Raw genomic sequence first — 21,089 nt, 5'->3', positions numbered from 1 at the left:
AGACTTGGGTAGTGCCTGTTTACCTGGACCATGCCGCCACCACGCCCCTTGCCGCCGTCGCCCTCGCCGCCATGACCCGCGAGCTGGCACGCACCGGCAATCCGTCATCGTTGCACGCTTCCGGACGGCGTGCCCGGCGATCCGTGGAAGAGGCGCGGGAAGCGATTGCGGCAGCAGCCGGGGCGCATCCTTCCGAGCTCATCTTCACGTCCGGAGGCACCGAAGCAGACAACCTTGCCGTCAAGGGGATGTACTGGGCCCGCCACGACGAAGACGGCCGGCGCAAGCGGATCCTTTGCTCCGCCGTCGAGCACCACGCTGTGCAGGACACCGTCGAATGGCTGGAACGGCACGAAGGGGCCGAAGCGGTGTGGCTCCCCGTCGATTCCCAGGGCGTCGTGCGGCTGGACGCTGTGAGGGCGGAGATCGAGCGTGATCCGGGATCGGTGGCCCTGGTCACCGTCATGTGGGCAAACAACGAGGTCGGCAGTATCCAGCCCGTCAAGGAGATCGTGGAAATCGCCGCCGCCCACGGCATCCCCGTGCACTCGGATGCAGTCCAGGCGTTTGGCTCGGTTCCCCTCAGCTTCCGCGACTCCGGACTCGCCGCGATGTCGGTCTCAAGCCACAAAATCGGCGGACCCGTGGGCGTGGGCGCCCTCTTCCTCGGGCGCTCCACCAAGGTCACTCCGGTCCAGCACGGGGGAGGGCAGGAGCGTGATGTTCGCTCGGGAACCCTGGACACGGCGTCGATCGCGGCATTCGCCGCCGCAGCGGAGTCGGTCGCTCAAAACCTGCCGGCAGAGCGCGAGCGGATCAGTGCCCTAAGGAACCGGATCATCGACGGCGTCAAGCTTGCCATTCCCGAGGTGGTGCTGCGCGGGGCGACCGGCGACGCCCGGCTTCCCGGCAACGCGCATTTCACCTTCCCGGGCTGTGAAGGCGATTCCTTGCTGTTCCTCCTGGACCTCGCGGGCATCGAATCATCCACCGGATCCGCCTGCACGGCGGGAGTCCCCAGGCCCTCGCACGTCTTGCTTGCCATGGGGTTGGATGAGGCCACCGCCCGCGGGGCACAGCGGTTCAGCCTAGGGCACTCTTCAAACGACGCCGACGTCGACGCCCTGCTCAAGGCTCTCCCGGACGCGTATGCCCGGGCGAAGCTTGCCGGCATGGCCGGTCACGAGTCCAGCATCCAGACTGCAGCCACGGTGGCCCGGGGTTACGGCAGGGGCTCTGCCGGCGATCAGGTCCCGGGCAACAACTGATCCAGCGGAACGGCAGGATCAGCCAGGCGGACCACGTCTACCGGGATCCGCCCGGAAATGAGTGCCTTGACCGGCTTCTGGACCCGTTGCTGGTTGACGCTCATGCCCGCCACGACGGCGCCGTCCCGTAGCCAGAAGGCCATGAAGCTGTTTTCCTCCAACGTGCCGCGGATGACGGGTGCGGAACCTGCCGCGAGCGTGGGATATCCCCAGTACTCCATCGAGACGTCGAACTGGTCCGTATAGAAATACGGGACCACGTCCAGGATGGCGTCTTGTCCCAGCATCGCTTTCGCGGCGACCTTGCCTCCGTTGAGGGCGTTGGACCAGTGCTCGCTGCGGTGGCGGTCGCCGGTGAAGGGGTGGAGGGCATTGGCAACGTCTCCGGCTGCGAACACGTCCGGACTGCTGGTCCGGAGCGAAGAATCCACCACGATTCCGTTGCGGATTTCCAACCCGGAGGCTTCGGCCAGGGCCGTATCCGGAACCACGCCGACGGCCACCACCACGAGGTCGGCAGGAAGGACCTCGCCGGAGTTGGTGACAACGGCGCTCGCCTTTCCACTGGTGCCGCTGATTTCCGCGGCGCTCGCGGGGAGCCGGAACTGCACGCCGTGCTTTTCGTGCAGACTGCGGAAGAAGCCGCCCAGTTCGGGGCCGATGGCCATGCTGAGCGGCACGTCTTCAAGTCCCAGCACGGTCACGGTGTTGCCGTAGCTGCTCGCAGCCGCGGCAAGCTCCATGCCGATCCAACCCGAGCCGATCATCACCACCTTTCGGCCTCCGCCGGACAGCTCTTCCTTGAGCCTGCGCGAATCATCGAATGTCCGGAATGTCATGACACCGGCAAGATCGGAACCGGGGACCGGAATCCGGCGCGGCTGCGCCCCCGTGGCGATCAGGAGCTTGCTGAACTGCAGCTCGGTTCCTGACCTCAGCTGTACCGTGTGGGCGGCAGGATCGGCAGCCGCAACCGCCTCGCCAAGAAGGAGTTCGACGTCGTTCTCCCGGTACCAGCCGGCCGCCAGCACCGGGACGGTATCCTCGCCGGCCTTGCCCAGGAGGAACTCCTTGGAGAGGGGAGGTCGCAAATAGGGCTGTTCATTCTCCGCGCAGACCACGGTGATGCGGCCCTGGAAGCCTTCGGAGCGCAGGGTCTTCGCTGCCGTGGCGCCGGCCAGTCCGCCGCCCGCAATCAGGATGTGTTCAGTGTCCATGGTGACTCGATTCGCGGGGTGTGGGCGGTTCGCGTGGGCAGCCTGCGTGTGCGTGAACGCGCGCAGCCCAATCTAAAACTGTTAGTTTTGACTTTAGAATCGTCCGGGACGATGGTCAAGGCATTTTTGGGGCGGATTCCCGCGGGCGCTAGAATAGTTGGGCGCGCTTACTCTCTTCAGCCGCAATTCTTCTCCCCAACACCAACAGAAAGCCAGCATGCGAGTTCTTGCAGCCATGAGCGGCGGAGTCGACTCCGCCGTTGCCGCCGCCCGCGCCGTCGAGGCAGGGCACGACGTCGTTGGCGTCCACTTGGCGCTGTCCCGCATGCCCGGAACACTGCGCACGGGCAGCCGCGGCTGCTGCACCATCGAAGACTCCCGCGATGCCTGGCGCGCCTGCGACGTGCTGGGGATTCCCTACTATGTCTGGGACTTCTCGGAGCGCTTCAAGGAAGACGTTGTCCAGGACTTCATCGACGAGTACGCCGCGGGCCGCACTCCCAATCCCTGCATGCGCTGCAACGAGCGGATCAAGTTCGCCGCTTTGTTGGAGAAGGCCATCGCCCTGGGTTTCGACGCGGTCTGCACCGGCCACTACGCCAAGGTCATCCAGGACGCGGACGGCAATCCCGAACTCCACCGCGCGGCCGATTGGGCCAAGGACCAAAGCTACGTGCTCGGTGTTCTCACCCACGAACAGCTCAAGCACTCCATGTTCCCGCTGGCAGAGACTCCCTCCAAGGCCGAAGTCCGCGCGGAGGCGGAGCGCCGCGGCCTGTCCGTCGCGAACAAGCCGGACAGCCACGACATCTGCTTCATCCCGGACGGCGATACCGCCGGCTGGCTCGCCGAGAAGATCGACATGACCACGGGCGACATCGTGGACGAGGCCGGAACCAAGGTAGGGGAGCACCCGGGAGCCAACGCCTTCACCGTCGGCCAGCGCCGCGGCCTCAAGCTGGGCACCCCTGCCGCCGACGGCAAGCCGCGCTTCGTGCTGGAAATCCGGCCCAAGGAAAACAAGGTGGTCGTCGGGCCCGAAGCCCTGCTGGCCATCGACGAGATCCGCGGAATCAAGGTGTCCTGGGCCGGCCTGCCTATCGCCGAGGTGGCTACCGGCGCCGAATTCGACTGCTATGCCCAGGTCCGCGCCCATGGCGATCCCGTTCCTGCCAAGGCATTTGTCGAGCGGCACGTCGACGACGCCGGCATCGGGCGAGAATGCCTCGTGGTGACCCTTGTCGATCCGCTCCGCGGCGTGGCCCCCGGGCAGACCATCGTGCTGTACCAAGGCACCCGTGTCCTGGGCCAGGCAACCATCGACGCCGCCCGGTCCCTTCAGCGCGCAGAACTCTAGACCCGGCTACGCGCCGAAGTGGCGAAGGCGCGCGTAAATTGTGAGCGCTCACTGAATCCTCTCAGCAACGTTCTGAGCAGCGTGCGGCGGACCTCGTAGCCGACTTCGTGCCAAAAGAAAAGTAAATTTTGTGTCTCAACTCACAAAATCAAACGTTTCACCAAAAAAGCTTCTGGTTGAATCGTGGAGTCAGGAGTATGTGCTCCGATCAAATTACCCACGGCGGTTCGCCGTATCCATCGAACAGAAAGTTCACTGATGGCATTGAACAAAAAAGCCTTGCGAAGCGCTATCGCGTTCGCGGGCATCTCCGTATTCGCTTTGACGGCCTGCACGGGCCCGGCGGGCGGCGGCGGTTCAGCTTCCTCAGCTGCCAGCGGTCCGATCGCTTACGGCACCACCGATAAGGTGACTGCGCTCGATCCCGCAGGTTCGTACGACAACGGTTCCTTCATGGTGATGAACCAGGTCTATTCCTTCCTCCTCAACTCGAAGCCAGGAAGCGCCGACCCCGTTCCGGACCTGGCCGCGTCGGCGTCGTTCACGTCGCCTACCGAGTACACCGTCAAGCTGAAGCCCGGACTCAAGTGGGCCAATGGCCACGCGCTCGACTCCACCGACGTCAAGTTTTCGTTCGACCGGCAGCTCAAGATCAACGACCCGGCTGGTCCTGCAAGCCTGCTCGAAAACCTGGACAGCGTCACCACCCCGGACGCCAACACTGCCGTTTTCAAGCTGAAGCTCGCCAACGACCAGACGTTCCCGCAGATCCTCAGCAGCCCGGCCGCGCCGATTGTGGACCACCAGGTCTTCCCAGCCGACAAACTGCTTTCGGATGACGACATCATCAAGGCCAAGGCGTTCTATGGCCAGTACACGATCGACAGCTACAAGAAGAACGAGCTCATCAGCCTCAAGGCCTACCCTGACTACCAGGGTGTCCTGGGCAAGCCGGCCAACGACGCCGCCACGATCAAGTACTACGCCGAGCCGACCAACATGAAGCTGGACATCCAGCAGGGCAACATCGACGTTGCGAACCGAAGCCTCAGCGCCACCGACGTCGACGACCTCAAGAAGGACTCGAAGGTCAAGGTCAACGTTGGTCCCGGCGGCGAGATCCGCTACATCACGTTCAACTTCAACACCATGCCGTTCGGCGCCAAGGCAGCCGGTGCCGACCCCGCCAAGGCACTTGCCGTGCGCCAGGCGATCGCCAACCTCGTTGACCGCCAGGCAATCGCGGACCAGGTCTACAAGGGCACGTACCTGCCGCTGTACTCCAACGTCCCCAGCGGATTCCTGGGCGCCAACGAGTCGTTCAAGGAGGCCTATGGCGACAACGGAAAGCCGAGCTTGGACAAAGCCAAGAAGGTTCTTTCCGATGCCGGCGTCAAGGACGTCGTGACGTTGAACCTCCAGTACAACCCGGACCACTACGGCAAGTCCTCTGGCGACGAGTACGCCATGATCAAGGACCAGCTTGAGAAGTCGGGCCTCTTCAAGGTGAACCTGCAGTCCACCGAGTGGGTGACCTACAGCAAGGCCAGCCGTGCGGACGAGTACCCGCTGTTCCAGTTCGGTTGGTTCCCTGACTTCAGCGACCCCGACAACTACCTGACCCCGTTCTTCCCGAACGGTGGCTTCTTGAAGAACCACTTCAACGACCAGGCCGTGACCGACCTGATCAACAAGCAGCTGACCACTACGGACAAGTCGGCTCGCGAATCCACCATCAAGGACGCCCAGAACGCTCTGGCAAAGGACATTTCCACTTTGCCGCTGCTCCAGGGTGCCCAGGTTGCCATTTCGGCGAAGGGCGTGAACGGCGTCGACAAGACGCTTGACGCTTCCTTCAAGTTCCGATTGGGAACTATTTCAAAGTAAGCAGCCGGTAGGGGGAGGCGGGTGCCAACAGGTGCTTTGCCTCCCCTTATTGCTGATTGCCTCTCATTTGAGCAAAACCCCGCGCGATCCGCGGGCAATGAACTTTAGGTAGCAATGACAACACTTATAGAGGTGCCCGACGTCGAACCGGACGCGGTCGCTCCCAAGAGTAAATCAGCGGGCGGGGGTCTCGGCAGGTACATCGTGGTCAGGTTCTTCCTGATCATTCCCACGATCTTCATCCTCGTGACTCTGGTTTTCTTCCTCATGCGGGTCATCGGAGACCCCATCACCGCAGCGCAGGGCGGCCGGCTTCCCCCGGATGTCCTGGCGCAGCGAATCCACGACGCCGGTTACGACCGGCCGATCATCATCCAGTACTTCGAATACCTGGGCCAGTTGGTCACGGGTAACTTCGGCACCACCATCACGGACCGGCGCCCCGTCGTCGAAATGCTGTCGACCTTCGGCGCAGCCACCCTCGAGCTGTCGATCAACGCACTGATCGTGGCTCTCGCGGTCGGCATCCCGCTGGGCATGATCGCCGCACAACGGCGCGACAAGGCGACAGACGCCTTCCTGCGCTGCTTTGCCATCCTCTGCTACGCCACTCCGGTCTTCTTCTCCGGACTCCTGCTCAAGCTGACGTTCTCGGTTTGGCTCGGATGGCTCCCAGTGGCCGGGCGGGTGTCCACCCGCACTGAGCTGACCATGGGCCAACTGGCCGCTCCCACCGGCATTTATTGGCTCGACGCGCTGCGCAGCGGCAATCTCACCGCTCTGGGCGACGTCGTGTCGCACGCGGTGCTTCCGGCTATTGCCCTGGGTCTCCTAACCGCCGGAGTCTTCCTGCGCCTCGTCCGGACCAATGTCATCGGAACGCTGGGCAAGGATTACGTCGAGGCCGGCCGTTCCCGCGGCGTCAGCGAGTTCCGACTCGTGACGAAGCACGCCTACAAGCCGGCGCTCATCCCCATCATCACCGTCATGGGCTTGCAAATCGCCCTGATGCTCGGCGGAGCCGTGCTCACCGAGACCACCTTCGAATGGAAGGGACTTGGCTACCAGCTGGTCCAGTACCTGAACGCCCGGGACTTCGTCGCGGTCCAGGGCATCGTGGTGCTGCTGGCCGTCATCGTCGCATTTACCAACTTCGTCGTGGACGTCGTCGCCGCGCTGATCGACCCGCGAGTGAGGTACTGACATGAGCACTGCAACAATTTCAGGACGGAAGAAATCCTTCCTGTCCGGACTTCCTGTCATTTCCCACGTCAACAAGAGCGTTGGCCTCCAGCGGGGCATGCTCATCACCGGGCTTGTGCTGACCGGGATCTTCCTTCTCTCGACGGTGCTCGCGCCGTTCATCGCACCGTACGGATATTCCCAACTGAGTGACGCTTCCGGATCGTTCCCGACCCAGGAGGCTCCCAGCAGCAAGCACCTGCTCGGCACCACAGTCGGCGGCTATGACGTTCTCTCCCGCGTCCTGTGGGGTTCACAGACCGCCGTGACCGTGATCGTCGTCGCCGTGGTGATGTCCATCTTCCTCGGCGTGGCGCTGGGCCTGCTCAGTGGTTACTTCGGTGGGTGGCTGGACCGGGTGCTGGTAGTCATCGCCGATGCTATTTATGCCTTTCCTTCCCTGCTCCTGGCGATCGTCATGTCGATCGTCATCAGCCGTGGCCAGTCGAGCTTCTGGGGCGGCATCCTCGCCTGCGCCTTCTCGATCACCGTGGTGTTCGTTCCGCAGTATTTCCGCGTGATCCGGGCCGAAACCATCAGGCTCAAGGCCGAGCCGTTCGTGGAGTCGGCCATGGTACTGGGCGCGTCCAGCGTTCGGATCATCACCCGGCACATCTTCAAGAACGCCACCAGGACGCTTCCGCTGATGTTCACCCTGAACGCCTCCGAGGCGATCCTGACCCTTGCCGGCCTTGGCTTCCTGGGCTTCGGCATTGAACCGTCCTCGGCCGCGGAGTGGGGCTTCGACCTCAACAAGGCCATGGCGGACGCGTCCTCCGGCATTTGGTGGACTGGAGTCTTCCCCGGCATCGCGATCGTCCTCACTGTGCTGGGGCTGACTTTGGTCGGCGAAAGCATCAACGACCTCAACGATCCCCGCCTACGCGGCCGCAAGCGTGCCGGAGGCAAGGCCTCCCGCTCCAAGGCCGCGGCAGGAACCGACGGCACGAACACAGGGGCCACCACCGCTCCCAAACCGGAATCAGGCAGCCCAGAAGCAGGTAAGGCATGACCACCAATATCGGCAACATTTCGGACCAGCCGCTGCCATCCGGGCAGCCCGTCCTGGACATCGAACGGCTCAAAGTCACCTTTGCCACCGACAGCGGCGACGTCTACGCGGTCAAGGACGTCAGCCTCGAGGTCAAGGCCGGCGAAGTGCTGGCGATCGTAGGAGAGTCGGGTTCCGGCAAGACTGTCACGGCCAAGACCATCCTCGGCCTGCTCCCTGAAACGGCCATCAGCTCCGGTGCCGTGCTGATCAACGGCAACAACGTCATCAGCGTCAGTGCGTCCAAACTCCGCAAGATCCGTGGCCGCGACGTGGCCATGGTCTTCCAGGAACCGTCAACGGCCCTGAACCCGGTGTTCACGGTCGGCTGGCAGATCGCCGAAGGCATCCGGGCCCATGCCTCGGACGGACACCGTATCTCGGCCAAGGAAGCCAAGAAGCGGGCCACCGAAGCTCTGCGGAAGGTGGGCATCCCCGATCCCGAAACCCGCGTCAACTACTATCCCCACCAGCTTTCCGGTGGCCAGAAGCAACGCGTCGTCATCGCGGCTGCGCTCGCCTTGAACCCGGGTTTGATCGTGGCGGACGAGCCGACGACGGCCCTCGACGTCACTGTCCAGGCCGAGATCCTTCAGTTGCTCCGGGACTTGCGGGACAAGTACGGCACCTCGATCGTGCTCATTACGCACAATATGGGTGTCGTGGCCGACTTGGCCGACCGCGTCGTTGTCATGTACCAGGGCGATGTCGTCGAAGAGGCCACCGCCAGGGTCCTTTTCGCCGAGCCCAAGCAGGATTACACCAAGAAGCTGCTGGCCGCCGTGCCGCACCTCGGCCGCAACTCGGCGTCCGAGGGGGCCACCGAACGGTTGCACCAAAGTGGGAAGATCCTGGTTGAGGCAAAGAACCTCACCATCGAGTATCCGGGCCGCCTTGGCAAGCCAGGGTTCAAGGCCGTGGACAACGTCAGCTTCACGGTCTCGGAGAACGAGGTCTTTGGCCTGGTTGGCGAGTCCGGTTCCGGCAAGTCCACCATCGGCCGCGCCATCGCGGGCCTCAACAGGGCAACCGGCGGCAGCCTCAAGGTCCTCGGCTACGAAATGCTCGGCTTCAAGGAGCACACGTTCAAGCCGCTGCGCAAGGACATCGGCTTTGTCTTCCAGGACCCGGCCGCCTCGTTCAACCCTCACCTGACCATCGGTGAGTGCGTCGCGGAACCGCTGCTGATCCATACCCACCCAAGCCCGGCTCAAGCACGCCTGCGCGTGGCGCAGTTGCTCGAATCGGTGCAGCTGCCGGCGTCGTACGCTGAACGCTTCCCGCACGAGCTCTCCGGCGGGCAGCGCCAACGCGCCTCGCTGGCGCGTTCGCTCGCGCTCAACCCGCGCCTCCTGATCGCCGACGAGCCGACCTCGGCCCTCGACGTTTCCGTGCAGGCAAAGGTCCTGGAACTGTTCAAGGACATACAGGAAGAGTTCGGTTTTGCCGCGCTGTTCATTAGCCACGACCTCGCCGTCGTGGACATTCTCTCCCATTGGGTGGGCGTGTTGTACAAGGGCCAGCTCGTGGAGCAAGGGATCGGCAGCCAGATCATGGGCAACCCCCAGCACGACTACACACGCAAGCTCATCGCCTCGCTGCCGGTGCCGGACCCTGAAGAACAGGCCCGACGCCGGGAAGAGAACCGCGCGCTGCTGGGCATCTAGCCCGCCACGCAAGCCCCGTTCCGCGAGGACACGCATGCCCGCCCTTCTCCGCGAAGGGCGGGCATGTCCGTTCGGCCGCGGCTATTCGGACACGATGCTGATGTTGAAGAGCTTGTCCTTCGGCTGGCGCATGAAGATCCGGAGCCACAGCGGCATCCACATTTCAAGGCCGCGGGCGACATCGAGCCCGCCCAGGTCATGGATGTGTTCCGGGAGCCAGCCGAACTCCCGCAGGAGCGCGACGACGGTGGCCTTCGCATCGTCGTCGTTCCCCGCCACGAAGACGTCATGGGCGCCATCGGCAAGCCTGAGCGGGTCAACCATCAACGGCGCCTCCAAGGTGTTGAGGGCCTTGACCACACGGGCCTTGGGGAAAGAACGCTGGATGGTTTCGGCAATGCTGTCGGTATTGCACACGGACAGCGACGGCGGGAAGCCGGCAGAAAAGTCCAGCGGGTTGGACACATCCACCAGGACCTTGCCCGCCAGGTTCGCCGCCCCGGCTTCACTCAACGCAGCGAGCGAGACCGTGCCGGGGGTTGCATTGACCACGATCTCGGCCATGGCTGCGGCCTGCGCGAAGGAACCGGAGCTTGCTCCCGGACCTGCCTGCGCCGCCCACTCCGTCCCCTTGGGATTGCCGGCCTCCCGGGAACCCATGATGACCTCGTGGCCTACCGCCACCAATTTGCCGGCCAGAGTGTGCCCCACCATTCCGGTGCCAAGAACTGCGATTTTCATGCGTGCTCTCCTTCTCATCGGCGCGGACATGCCCATTCTGCCCCTCAAGGGCCGGCCGGCACACCCTAGACTGGAGGAATGACCGAGCAGAACCACGCCCTCCCCGACGCCGACTCCTTCGATCCTTCCGCCAGCTCCCTCGCCGGCCGCGTGGACCAGGCCGTTATGGACGAGTTGCTCTCCATCCGCTCCAGCATCGACAACATCGACGCCACCCTCGTCTTCCTCCTCGCGGAACGCTTCAAGGCCACCCAGAAAGTGGGCGTCCTCAAGGCGACGCACAAGCTTCCTGCCGGGGACCCGGGACGCGAGTCCGCCCAGATTGCGCGGCTCCGCCGGCTCGCCGAAGAGGCGAACCTCGATCCTGCCTTCGCTGAGAAGTTCCTGAATTTCATCATCAGTGAGGTCATCCGCCACCACGAGGCAATCGCCGAAGGCCACCAGGCTTCCATCGCGCAGGCCTGAACACGTGCCTGTCGAAACCGCGCAGAACCAGGTCATCGCCACGGCATTGGGCCCTTGGCCCGGAACGGATCCTGCCGAGGCAGCCCGGATCATCCGCGGCGAGCTGGGCAGCCCGCACCTGCCGTTTCTCGCCGAACTTCCGGACCGTGGCGTCGGCTCAGACGCCCTCGGCCGGACGGCATCCCTCCTGGTTGAGTTGGCCATCGATGTGCAGCCACACGGCTGGCGCCTGGTCGACCGCCCGGGGAAAGACCTGCGGCGCGCGAAATCCGCCCTCGCTACGGACATCAACGTCCTGGCCGACGTTGCCGGTTTGGAAGAATCCTCCGCCGAGGCGCTGAAGATCCAGTTGCGCGGCCCCCTGAGCCTCGCGGCGGGTCTCTACTTGCATAACGGGGAGCGGGCCCTCCTTGACTACGGCGCCCGCAGGGACATTGCGGAGTCCTTGGCCGCCGGCGTCGCCGAGCACGTATCCCGGGTCCGGGCGGCCGTGCCGGGCGCCCGGATAGTTGTCCAGCTCGACGAACCGGACATCTCTTCCGTGTTGGCCGGCACCATTCCGACGGCGAGCGGCTACCGCACCCTGCGCTCCATCCCGGGCGAGGAGGTCACGGGCGCCTGGCGGTTGGTGATCGACGCGCTGCGGGCCGCAGGGGTGGCGGAGACCGTGGTTTCCGTTCCGGAAATCGAAGCCCCGATCCAGCAGATCCTCTCCTCCGGAGCCGACGGGGTCGCCCTCCCGCTCAAAGCACTCACCACGCGCCAATGGGAACAGATTGCCACCGCGGTGGAAGCGGGCAAACGCCTGTGGGCGGGCGCTTTGCCCATAGAGAATCCGCGGGCAACCCTGCCACGCACCGCCGAGCTTGTGGACACCGTCTGGCGGCCGTGGCGCCAACTCGGCCTACCGGCGTCGAGCCTCGGGGCTGTGCGTGTCACGCCGTCGGACGGGCTGGCCGGATTCTCGCCGTCGGGGGCCAAAGAGGTTCTGAACCGCTTGACCCAGATTGCGGACGGCCTGAACCAGCTCGCGCTGGGCTAGCCTGCCGTCCGGCCCCGCCTAGACGCGCCGTTCCCAACGCTCCGGCTCGGCATAGCGGGGGAGCCCGACGGCGGCGGTGGCGGTTCGCGCGGCGGCGGCACCATCCGTCGCCGGTAGCGAGGGCGCCAAACGGTAGTCGAAGGAGCCCGCATAGACCAGGACAAGGCCGACGTGTGGCTGAAGCACCTTCACCTGGATCCGATGCTTGCCTTCTGCCGCATCCCACCACTGCTCCGCGTAGGCCTTCGCGTCAAGGGAAGCCGGCAAGGTGAGCCTCAGCGGACCCAGGAACAAACGCGAGGCACCCGAGACGCCGCGAAGGCGCCCCTCTGGCGTGACATCCAGATCCAATGCCGTGGCAAGCCTGCGGTATCGGCCCACATAGTCGACCAGGCGGGTGCCGCCGTCGTTGGTGGTCTCCGCGACAGTGGTGTCATGGAACAACCGGGTGTGCCCGGGAAAGAAAATTTCACGCCTGGCCGTGAGGCTGGACCGTCCGAACGGATCAAGGTGCGCATGGTTTTCGATGCGGAACGGGACGCGCTCGCCGTACTCCGGGAAGAAGGCCTCTTCCCCTGCAACCGTGGCAAGGAGGGGGCGGAGCCACTTTTGCCGGCAACCGACCACGTCGAAGACGCCCTCGCCGATTCCGTAGGATCCGGAGCCCGGGGCAAGGGAGAAATAGTCCTGGAGTTCAGGCTGCAACTGCCGGAACTTGCGGCCAAGCGCCAGCTCGTAGATGGGTGTGTTCATGTGCTTTCCTCGGATTTCGGGTTGTTGATTTCTGGACTCGGCGCGTTCACAGGCTACAAGCGGCCCGCAGCCTTCAGCCGAATGTACGCGTCCGCCAAGAGCGGCGGCAGTTCCAACGGCTCGGCGTCGACGACCTCCGCGCCGAGCTGGCGCAATTGGGCGCTCACGGCCTCACGGTCCAGCAGGGCACGTTCGGCGGCCGAGGCACGGAAGACCTGGCTCGCCGTCGCGCGTTCTTCCTTCATTCGCCCCAGTAATGGGTCCCGGACCGATCCAAGCAGCACGACGTGCTGCCGCACGAGTTGCGCCACCAAGGGAATGAGTCCCTCCTCGGGGGCGCCGCTGTCGAGCGAGGTCAACAGGACTACGAGGGAACGGTGCGCGGATATGGCCCGTACCTGGGCCGGGACCTGGGCCCAGTCCATCTCGATGAGTTCCGCCTCCAGCGGAGCCATGGCCTGGACCAAGGAGCCGAGGAGATTGCCTTTTGCCGCTGAATCGACGCGCCCCCGGACGCGCCTGTCGAAGGCGAAGAAGTCCACGCGGTCTCCGCCTCGCTCAGCCAGAACAGCCAGCAGGAGCGCCGCTTCCATCCCGGTGTCCAGGCGGGGCTCGTCGTCGATTCGGGCTGCAGCCGTGCGCGAGGTGTCCAGCATGATCACGACGCGGCGGTCCCGTTCGGGTCGCCAGGTCCGGACGACGACGGCGGTGCGCCGGGCGGTTGCCCGCCAGTCGATGGAGCGCACGTCGTCGCCCCGGACGTAATCGCGGAGGGAATCGAACTCGGTGCCGGCCCCGCGGATCTGCACCGCCGCCTTGCCGTCGAGCTCCCGCAGTTTCCGCAGCTTGGACGGCAAATGCCGCTTGGAATGGAACGGCGGCAGGACGCGAAGACGGCCGGGAAGGGCTACGGTACGTTGCCTGGCAGCCAGGCCAAGCGGACCGAAGGAACGCAGAGTGACGTGCGGTGCCGTCAGGTCGCCGCGCCGTGTTGGCCTCAGCGCTACCGACATTCGCCGCCGCTCACCAGCCGGGATTTCGACGCGCTGGACCGGGGCGACGGTCCCTGCGGAGGGCTGCCAGGCGTCACGCACCATTCCCCGGAAGGTCCGCTGGTTGCCGTTTTCCAGCGTCAGAACGGATTCCGTTTCCGCATGCAGGGTGACATTCCCGGGATCCTTCCGCCGCAGGGCGATCTTGGCCGGCGAGGCGGCCAGCAGGAGGTCGGACAACACGAGCGCCAGCAGCACGGCGGAGGTGAGCAGGACCGTACCCCAGGCGGGAAACAGCAGCAAGGGGGCCAATGCGGCGAAAACCAGCAGCACAAAGCGGCCTGTGATCGCCATTCAGTACCGCCTGAAGTAGAGAGTCATGAGGCGAGCAATCAGCGCGGCACGGGAACAGAAGCCAGGATGCTGCCGAGGACATCATCCACGTGCACACCGTCCATTTGGGCTTCGGGTCGAAGCCCAACACGGTGCCTCAAACACGGCAGGGAGAGTGCTTTGACGTCGTCGGGGGTGACGAAGTTGCGTCCGGACAACCATGCCCAGGCACGCGAGGTGTTCAGCAGCGCTGTGGCGCCACGCGGGGAGACTCCCAGCTGGAACGACGGCGCCGCCCGCGTCGCCCGCACGACGTCCACAATGTAGCCGAGGATCTCGGGGGCCACTATCACTTCGGCCACCGCTTCGCGGGCATTTTGGAGTTCGACGACGCCTGCCACCGGCCTGACTCCCGCAGCCAGCAAATTGCGCGGATCAAAACCTTCCGAGTGCCTGCGGATCACTTCGATCTCTTCGGCACGTCCGGGCAGCGGCATGGAGAGCTTGAGGAGGAAGCGGTCCAGTTGGGCCTCGGGCAGCGGATAGGTGCCTTCGTACTCGACGGGATTCTGCGTGGCGGCAACAATGAACGGCGACGGCAAGGGCCGGGAGAGTCCGTCCACGGATACCTGGCGCTCCTCCATGGCTTCCAGCAGCGAAGCCTGGGTCTTTGGCGGCGTTCGGTTGATCTCGTCCGCCAGCATGATGTTGGTGAACACCGGTCCTTCGCGGAAGGTGAATTCCGAGGTGTGCGCGTCGTAGACGAGCGAGCCGGTGACGTCACCCGGCATGAGGTCCGGAGTGAACTGGACGCGCTTCGTATCCAGGCTCAGCGCCGCGGACAAGGCACGCACCAGCAGGGTTTTGGCAACGCCCGGAACACCCTCAAGCAGTACATGGCCCCCGCAGAGCAGCGCGATGAGCATGCCCGTCACTGTTGCATCCTGCCCGACGACGGCCTTGCCTACTTCGTGACGGACGTCCAGCAAGGCTTTGCGGGCAGGGTCGGACCGGGGAGGAGTTTGCGCTGGCTGTCCCTGCGACGCCGGGCCTCCCGAGTAGCCATAGCTGCCGTCGGTGAAGCTGTTTGCTTGATTGCTCATGCGGCTGTTGCCTCCTGCTCGAGTTTTTCGATGCTTTGTGCCCATTGGACCAGTTCTGATTCGGTGCGCGGCCGGTGGTCCAGCAGTAGCATTCGCAGCTCCTGTGCCGGTCGGTTGACCTTTCGGGACACGGCATCGAGGACGGCATGTGCGCCGGACTCGGGGCCGAGCCGGAAGTGCTTGGCAAGCCTGGTCAACGTGCCGGCCCGGAGATTATCGGCTGCCTGGCTGACAGCGCGGGAATCCTGGTAGAGACGGGCGCGGCCTTCGGCGGTCTCTACAGCTTTGACCACCACTGGCAGCGGTTCGAACACGAGCGGACCAAGCCGCCTGCCCCGCCACAGCACAGCGAGCAACGCGAGCACCGCCAACCACAATCCCAGGAAGCCAACCCACGGTGGCGCCAATTCGTTCAGCGTGGGCGGTCCGGCGTCATTCGGTACGTCGCCGAGGCCCGGGAGATACCAGACGAGATCCGGCGTTGGCCCGAGGGTCCGGAGGGCCAATGCGGCGTTGCCCTCCACTTGCAGGAGATCGTTGCTGAGAAGGGCTGTGCTGCCGAGAACCACCAGCCGACCGTCCGCGCTGGCCGCGTACATGCCGCCGTCGTTGCTGCTAGGCCGGTAGCAGGTCACCTCGGCTCCTGTGTAGAGCAATGCGCCCTTGCTGGAGACACGCCCCGCAGCAAGTGGATCCGCTTGCCCGCACCCCGCTTCCAACGTTGACGTCCCGTTGGGAACCACCCCGGCGTTATGGATCTCGCGGCTCAGCCCGGTCAGGGTCCGGAGGCCGGGGGCCACGACCACCACGCGGGCGGCCGATTGCAGCAAGCTGTGCAACTGGGCGGAGTCGAGATAGCCATTGCGGTCATACAACAAGACGGTGGCGCCCGGTTTCCCGGCCAGCAGCGAGGTTGTCGTCGCGAGCGAATCGGATTCCGTGACCGTGACTCCGTGCTGCCGAAGGATTTCGGCCGCGGCCATGGCACCATCCGGGGCGGGATTGCGGGCCGAGAGGGGTGCCGGGTCCGTGTTCGCGGGGGACTGGGCCACGGTGACAGAGCCCAGTACCGCGACGATGGCCCCGATGATGATCCAGGCCATATGGCGGCGCAACCGGCCCCGCAACTGCGCCGACCACCGGAGCGTGGCTTTGCTTGGGCTGGTTGTCCTCGGGCCGGCTGTCATCGCGGCACCGCCAAACCGTTGGCGGACTGCCCGGCGTAATCAGGTTTCATGGCCGATAGCCCGGTGTCCAGTGCCAGTACGGCAGCATGGTCGGAAGCGGTGGCGGTTGCCTTCCCGTATTTCACGCGATCGAAAATCCTGGCCGCTTCCCCAAGCCGTGAACTGGCTGCCCCGAACGCGCGCCCCAATTGAGCGGCCGCCTCGTCCGCGGTCCGGCCAGCCTGGATATCAATGACTGCCCGGTCCTCGGCAGAGCGAACCACAGCGCGGAACTGTTCGACGACGGCCGTTTGCCAGTCCTCACGGCTTGCCGCAGCAGATGCCCGGGCGCGGAACGCGTCGGCATCAACTGCTGGCTCACCGTCGAAAACCTTCGCCGACGTCTTCTTCCGCGCGTTGAGCCTCGGCCTGACAACTATCACGGCAACCACGATGAGGACCACGGCCAGGGCGCCGATCAGCGGCACGCCGATATTTGCTCCGCTGATGGAATCGCCGTTCAAGGAGCGGAGCCAGTCGACGAACTGATTCCAGATCTCAGCGAGCCAACTGGGTTTGGCCGATGCATACCGCGGCTTGGACAGTTCCTCGACCGCCCACCGCTGGGCCTCGCCGCGATCGGGATCGACGGGAGGCTCGGAGGCGGCGAAAAGAAAGGCGAAGGGCGCCGATGCCGGGATCATCCTCTGGGGAAACCCTGAGCGGTGTTCGGCGGCCACGATTGCGCACCGGCTTGCCGTGCCCGGCGGCGGCCCGGAACGCCGTCGGGATCTTCCCCGGTTTCCAGAAGGCGCAGGAGCTCCACGTCCAGTCCGTCGCGCCGCATCCTCAGGTCCATGTAGATCAGGGCCGCCACGGAGGTTTGGAAGGCGAAGCCGACCGCACTCACGAGAACCCCTACGACCAGCGAAACCACCCGCAGGACAATCGCCGTCGTCGTCACTTGCGAGGCGCCGGCATGGGGTGCGAACACGGAGTTAATTCCACCGGAAGCCAAGCCCAGGGGAATCTGGATGACCGAACCGATGATACCCACCATGAAGGCCACGAGCAGCGTGATTCCGAAGATCCGCCACCAATTCCGGCTCGTCAGCGTCCACGAGCGCCGGAGCCCGGCGAAGACGCCGAGCTCTTCTATCGTGATGGCGGCCGGGGCCACCAACAGCTTCGTATAGATCCATGCGTATGCGACGGCGGCGCCGAATCCCAACGGGAGAAGCAAAAGCACCCCGAGCGGCCCCAATCCGGTCAAAATGAGGACGGCCAGCAAGAACAGGACCAGGAAGAAAAGCAATGATCCAGCAACGAGGAGGGAGGCAAAGCCTACCAAGGGCCAGAGACGCGAGCGGGCCAGGGACCACATTTGCTTGAACGCTGTGGGCCGGTTCAACGCGGACCTGGCGACGGGGATGGCCATGACGCCCTGAAGGATGGCTGCGAGCACCATGGTGAGCAAGGAGATTCCCATAATCCCGGCAACGGCGCCAAAGACCGGGCCAAGATAACGCATCGCCTCGGCTTGGCTCGAGAATCCTCCTACGGGCGGTTGGACCATCCCGAGCATGCCCAGTGCGGCTACCTCACTCAGTACGCCGGAGATTGCCTGGACAATAAGGGCGGAGCCGAACATGGTTTTGGCGTTCCGACGGATGGTCTGGAATGCACCGTCCATGATTTCACCGAAGAAGAGCGGCCGGAGGGGCACGATTCCGGGTTTCGGGGGAGCCACATAGCGGGGCTGGCCATAGGGCGGCGGACCGCCCGCCGGCCAGCGCGGATCGATCGGCGCGCCCCACGATTGCCCCGGATACTGTGGAGTGCCCCATTGCGGCTGGGCGCCCCACTGGGGCTGGGCGCCCCACTGGGGCTGGGCGCCTGGTTGCGGTGCGCCCGACGGCGGCCGCGGTCCCTCTTCAGCTTGGTTCCCCGGATCGGGCTGTGACACGTTTTCCTCCCCAAAAGATGCGTCCGCAGCAATGCACGGACCCCGAAAGGGGCCGTTCGCCCCAGCCTATAGTTCCGCCGTCGGGCCTCATAGCCCATTTGCTTGCGGGCTGCAGCGCGCCATGCCGTGATCGGGCTCAACGGGACAAAGGCTTGGCGATAAGGGAATATATAACTATGAAGGCACGCATCCTGGTAGTAGACGACGACGAAGCGCTGGCCGAAATGATCGGCATCGTGCTGCGGAACGACGGCTTCGACCCGGTTTTTTGCGCGGACGGCGGGCAAGCGCTGGAGGTCTTCCGTTCCTCCAAACCAGATCTGGTACTGCTTGACCTGATGCTGCCCGGATCGGATGGCATCGAAGTGTGCCGCCAGATCCGCGGGGAGTCGGACGTCCCCATCGTCATGCTGACCGCCAAATCGGATACGTCCGACGTCGTTCGCGGCCTTGAATCCGGTGCTGACGACTACGTGCCCAAGCCTTTCAAGCCGGCCGAGCTCGTGGCCCGGGTCCGCGCCCGGCTGCGCCCGGGAGACCAGAAGGCGCCCGAGACCCTGCGGATTGCCGACGTCACCATCGACGTGGCGGGCCACTTGGTGACCCGCGGCGGAGAGCGGATTTCGCTGACGCCCCTGGAATTCGACCTCTTGGTCGCGCTGGCGCGCAAGCCCTGGCAGGTCTTCACCCGTGAACTGCTCCTTGAGCAGGTGTGGGGCTACCGCCACGCTGCCGACACCCGGCTGGTCAATGTCCATGTCCAGCGCCTGCGGTCCAAGATCGAGCGTGACCCGGAAGCTCCTGAAGTTGTATTGACGGTTCGTGGTGTCGGATATAAAGCAGGCGCCTGAGTCTTCCACCGGCGAACCCGGCACTGATCAAGAGGCGGCGGCCAAGGTCAAACATCCCGTTTCAGGACATCCTGTCCCGGAACACACGGACGCCCGGGCACTGAATCTCCCGTGGATCCTGGAGCGCACCCGCATATGGACGCGCCGCGCCCTGATCCTGGCACTGCGTGTCTCCCGACTTGTGGTGACCGGACTTCGCCATATCCGGCCAGGAATCCGGCATTTGTGGCGCGCGCTGCTGCGACGTTGGCGCCGCTCCCTCGAATTCAGGACCGTCGCGGTGACGATCGTGTTGTCGATGGTGTCATTTGCGGTGGTCGGCGCCTACCTCTCAAACCAAATAGCGAACAACCTGTTCCAGGAGCGGTTGAAGCAAGCCGAGTCTGAGAGCCGCTACTACGTCAAGCAAGTCCAGGACACTTTTGACGGTTCACAGGCCAACGACCAATCAAGCGTCATCACCCTCGTCTATGACACGCTCAAAGCGGTGGAGGGCAACGGCTCGGTCATCCAGCGGCGATACGTCTTCGAAGCGATGCCCGAACAAACCAAGCCGCGCAACCGCTGGGTTGAATCGCGCGCTTCGGATCAGTTGACGGTCCGCGTCATTCCTCCGGCACTTCGCAAGTCGGTGCAGGAATCGGGCAAGGACCAGTACTGGGCTTCCACCGAGTTCCCGGTCGGCAACCAGGACCACCCCGGCATCGCCGTCGGCAACAAGGTCACGTTCAACGGCACGGTCTACGAGCTCTATCTCCTCTATGACCTGGATACCGCCCAACAAACCTTGGACGAAATCCAGAATGTGCTGTGGGCGGGCGGCGCCGCGCTCATCCTGATGATCGGCGGTATCGCCTGGTACGTGACCAGGAACGTCGTGAGTCCGGTGAGCCACGCCGCCGTCGTCTCCGAGAAGCTGGCCGCTGGCCAGTTGCAGGAGAGGATGGTGGTCAAGGGCGAAGACGAGGTGGCCAGGCTGGGCGCCTCCTTCAACCACATGGCCGCGAGCCTGCAGGAACAGATTACGCAGCTGGCCACGTTGTCCCAGATGCAGCAGCGCTTCGTCTCCGATGTGTCCCATGAACTGCGGACACCGCTCACGACCGTTCGGATGGCAGCGGAAGTGTTGTTCGATGCCCGCGATGACTTCGACCCCGTCAACAAGCGCTCCGCGGAACTGCTTTACAACCAGGTGGAACGTTTCCAGTCACTACTCTCGGACCTGCTCGAGATTTCACGCTTCGACGCCGGGGCCGCGGTGTTGGACTCCGAGCCGACGGACATCTTCCAGGTCGTTTCGCATGTCATCGACGGCGCCTCGCCCGTTGCCGCGGAGTACGGCTCCGAGGTGCGCCTTACCTCGCGCCACAAGCGCATCATCGTGGAGATGGACGCCCGCAGGATCGACCGCATCCTGCGGAACCTGCTGCTCAACGCCGTCGAACACGGCGAGGGGAAGCCTGTCCACGTTTCCGTTGCGGCCAACCACGAAGCAGTCGCGATCTCTGTGCGTGACTTCGGGATAGGGATGACCGCGGCGGAAACCGCGCGGGTCTTTGATCGTTTCTGGCGTGCAGATCCCGCACGTGCGCGGACCACGGGCGGCAGCGGACTGGGACTTTCCATCGCCGCGGAGGACACCAAGCTCCACAACGGTTGGTTGCAGGCTTGGGGGCGCAAGGGATCCGGTTCCAACTTCCGGTTGACCCTGCCTCTCAAGAAGGGAGGCACCATCGTGAAATCACCGTTGCAGCTGGAACCTGCAGATATCCATTTGCCGGGAGCCGCTCCTGAGCGCCAGATGCTCGTTTTGGATGCGGGCGACCCGCCCCCCGAGCGGGATTCCGCTGCGGACCCGGGGCCGGAGAATGGTCCGGCACTGCCTCCTGCACTGCCCGCCGTACTGCCTCCTGTACTGCCTCCGGCGGGCAACGACGACGCCGGCACAGCCCAGGGGGGGACGGCACCTTGAGTTCCCGACGCCCGTA

General features: G+C 64.6%; 18 protein-coding genes. 10 read left to right on the top strand and 8 right to left on the bottom strand.

Features of this window, described 5'->3' with window-relative positions; all coding sequences use genetic code 11:
* Positions 1–11 precede the first annotated feature (11 nt).
* Positions 12–1,268: a cysteine desulfurase family protein gene (locus QRN59_RS17515; RefSeq protein ID WP_284983748.1), complete on the top strand. Its 1,257-nt coding sequence runs from the start codon at positions 12–14 to the stop codon at positions 1,266–1,268.
* Here QRN59_RS17515 and QRN59_RS17510 read toward each other — a convergent pair.
* On the bottom strand, positions 1,247–2,485 hold the full coding sequence (locus tag QRN59_RS17510) for an NAD(P)/FAD-dependent oxidoreductase (protein ID WP_284983747.1): 1,239 nt from the start codon (positions 2,483–2,485) through the stop codon (positions 1,247–1,249). The genes QRN59_RS17515 and QRN59_RS17510 overlap by 22 nt on opposite strands.
* Positions 2,486–2,720: 235 nt before the next feature.
* Here QRN59_RS17510 and mnmA point away from each other — a divergent pair, with 235 nt between their 5' ends.
* From mnmA to QRN59_RS17485, 5 genes are all read left to right on the top strand, one after another.
* Positions 2,721–3,842, top strand: a complete 1,122-nt coding sequence (mnmA, locus tag QRN59_RS17505) for a tRNA 2-thiouridine(34) synthase MnmA (RefSeq protein WP_502871074.1) — start codon at positions 2,721–2,723, stop codon at positions 3,840–3,842.
* 258 nt (positions 3,843–4,100) lie between these two features.
* Positions 4,101–5,729, top strand: a complete 1,629-nt coding sequence (locus tag QRN59_RS17500) for an ABC transporter substrate-binding protein (RefSeq protein ID WP_284983745.1) — start codon at positions 4,101–4,103, stop codon at positions 5,727–5,729.
* Between the two features lie 114 nt (positions 5,730–5,843).
* Complete coding sequence (locus QRN59_RS17495; RefSeq protein ID WP_284983744.1) at positions 5,844–6,932, top strand: ABC transporter permease; 1,089 nt, start codon at positions 5,844–5,846, stop codon at positions 6,930–6,932.
* Position 6,933: 1 nt separating this feature from the next.
* Positions 6,934–7,983 (top strand): ABC transporter permease, encoded by a 1,050-nt coding sequence (locus QRN59_RS17490; RefSeq protein WP_284983743.1) that lies wholly within the window; start codon positions 6,934–6,936, stop codon positions 7,981–7,983.
* Complete coding sequence (locus tag QRN59_RS17485) at positions 7,980–9,689, top strand: ABC transporter ATP-binding protein (RefSeq protein ID WP_284983742.1); 1,710 nt, start codon at positions 7,980–7,982, stop codon at positions 9,687–9,689. Before QRN59_RS17490 ends, QRN59_RS17485 begins: the two co-directional genes overlap by 4 nt.
* 81 nt (positions 9,690–9,770) lie before the next feature.
* Here the strand turns inward: QRN59_RS17485 and QRN59_RS17480 are convergent, their stop codons facing one another.
* On the bottom strand, positions 9,771–10,430 hold the full coding sequence (locus tag QRN59_RS17480) for an NADPH-dependent F420 reductase (RefSeq protein ID WP_350225242.1): 660 nt from the start codon (positions 10,428–10,430) through the stop codon (positions 9,771–9,773).
* A 78-nt stretch (positions 10,431–10,508) separates the two neighbouring features.
* Here QRN59_RS17480 and QRN59_RS17475 point away from each other — a divergent pair, with 78 nt between their 5' ends.
* Both QRN59_RS17475 and QRN59_RS17470 read left to right on the top strand, forming a co-directional pair.
* Complete coding sequence (locus QRN59_RS17475; RefSeq protein ID WP_236811919.1) at positions 10,509–10,895, top strand: chorismate mutase; 387 nt, start codon at positions 10,509–10,511, stop codon at positions 10,893–10,895.
* Between the two features lie 4 nt (positions 10,896–10,899).
* Positions 10,900–11,937, top strand: coding sequence for a uroporphyrinogen decarboxylase/cobalamine-independent methonine synthase family protein (locus tag QRN59_RS17470; protein ID WP_284983741.1), 1,038 nt, complete (start codon positions 10,900–10,902; stop codon positions 11,935–11,937).
* An 18-nt stretch (positions 11,938–11,955) separates the two neighbouring features.
* Here the strand turns inward: QRN59_RS17470 and QRN59_RS17465 are convergent, their stop codons facing one another.
* The 6 genes from QRN59_RS17465 to QRN59_RS17440 form a co-directional block, all read right to left on the bottom strand.
* The gene (locus tag QRN59_RS17465) at positions 11,956–12,690 is read right to left on the bottom strand and encodes a DUF4166 domain-containing protein (protein ID WP_284983740.1); all 735 of its coding nucleotides are present in this window, start codon (positions 12,688–12,690) and stop codon (positions 11,956–11,958) included.
* Between the two features lie 53 nt (positions 12,691–12,743).
* On the bottom strand, positions 12,744–14,036 hold the full coding sequence (locus QRN59_RS17460; RefSeq protein ID WP_284983739.1) for a DUF58 domain-containing protein: 1,293 nt from the start codon (positions 14,034–14,036) through the stop codon (positions 12,744–12,746).
* A gap of 38 nt (positions 14,037–14,074) precedes the next feature.
* Positions 14,075–15,118, bottom strand: coding sequence for an AAA family ATPase (locus QRN59_RS17455; protein WP_284983738.1), 1,044 nt, complete (start codon positions 15,116–15,118; stop codon positions 14,075–14,077).
* Positions 15,115–16,221 carry a DUF4350 domain-containing protein gene (locus QRN59_RS17450; RefSeq protein WP_284983737.1) on the bottom strand — a complete coding sequence of 369 codons (1,107 nt, stop codon included), beginning with the start codon at positions 16,219–16,221 and terminating at the stop codon, positions 15,115–15,117. Before QRN59_RS17450 ends, QRN59_RS17455 begins: the two co-directional genes overlap by 4 nt.
* Positions 16,222–16,301: 80 nt before the next feature.
* Positions 16,302–16,988: a DUF4129 domain-containing protein gene (locus QRN59_RS17445; RefSeq protein ID WP_284983736.1), complete on the bottom strand. Its 687-nt coding sequence runs from the start codon at positions 16,986–16,988 to the stop codon at positions 16,302–16,304.
* On the bottom strand, positions 16,985–18,250 hold the full coding sequence (locus QRN59_RS17440; RefSeq protein WP_284983735.1) for a DUF7847 domain-containing protein: 1,266 nt from the start codon (positions 18,248–18,250) through the stop codon (positions 16,985–16,987). The genes QRN59_RS17445 and QRN59_RS17440 overlap by 4 nt, the downstream gene beginning before the upstream one ends.
* Before the next feature lie 176 nt (positions 18,251–18,426).
* On the opposite strand from QRN59_RS17440, the gene mtrA reads away from it, so the two are divergent.
* Together mtrA and mtrB are read left to right on the top strand one after the other, a co-directional pair.
* The gene (gene mtrA, locus QRN59_RS17435) at positions 18,427–19,101 is read left to right on the top strand and encodes an MtrAB system response regulator MtrA (RefSeq protein WP_059387541.1); all 675 of its coding nucleotides are present in this window, start codon (positions 18,427–18,429) and stop codon (positions 19,099–19,101) included.
* Positions 19,073–21,073 carry an MtrAB system histidine kinase MtrB gene (mtrB, locus tag QRN59_RS17430; protein WP_502871072.1) on the top strand — a complete coding sequence of 667 codons (2,001 nt, stop codon included), beginning with the start codon at positions 19,073–19,075 and terminating at the stop codon, positions 21,071–21,073. The genes mtrA and mtrB overlap by 29 nt, the downstream gene beginning before the upstream one ends.
* The last annotated feature ends 16 nt before the right edge of the window (positions 21,074–21,089 follow it).

This window comes from Arthrobacter sp. efr-133-TYG-118, assembly GCF_030209755.1.
Lineage (GTDB): Bacteria > Actinomycetota > Actinomycetes > Actinomycetales > Micrococcaceae > Arthrobacter.
The sequence above is the reverse complement of the archived record's forward strand: the minus strand, read 5'-3'. Positions and strand labels throughout refer to the sequence as shown.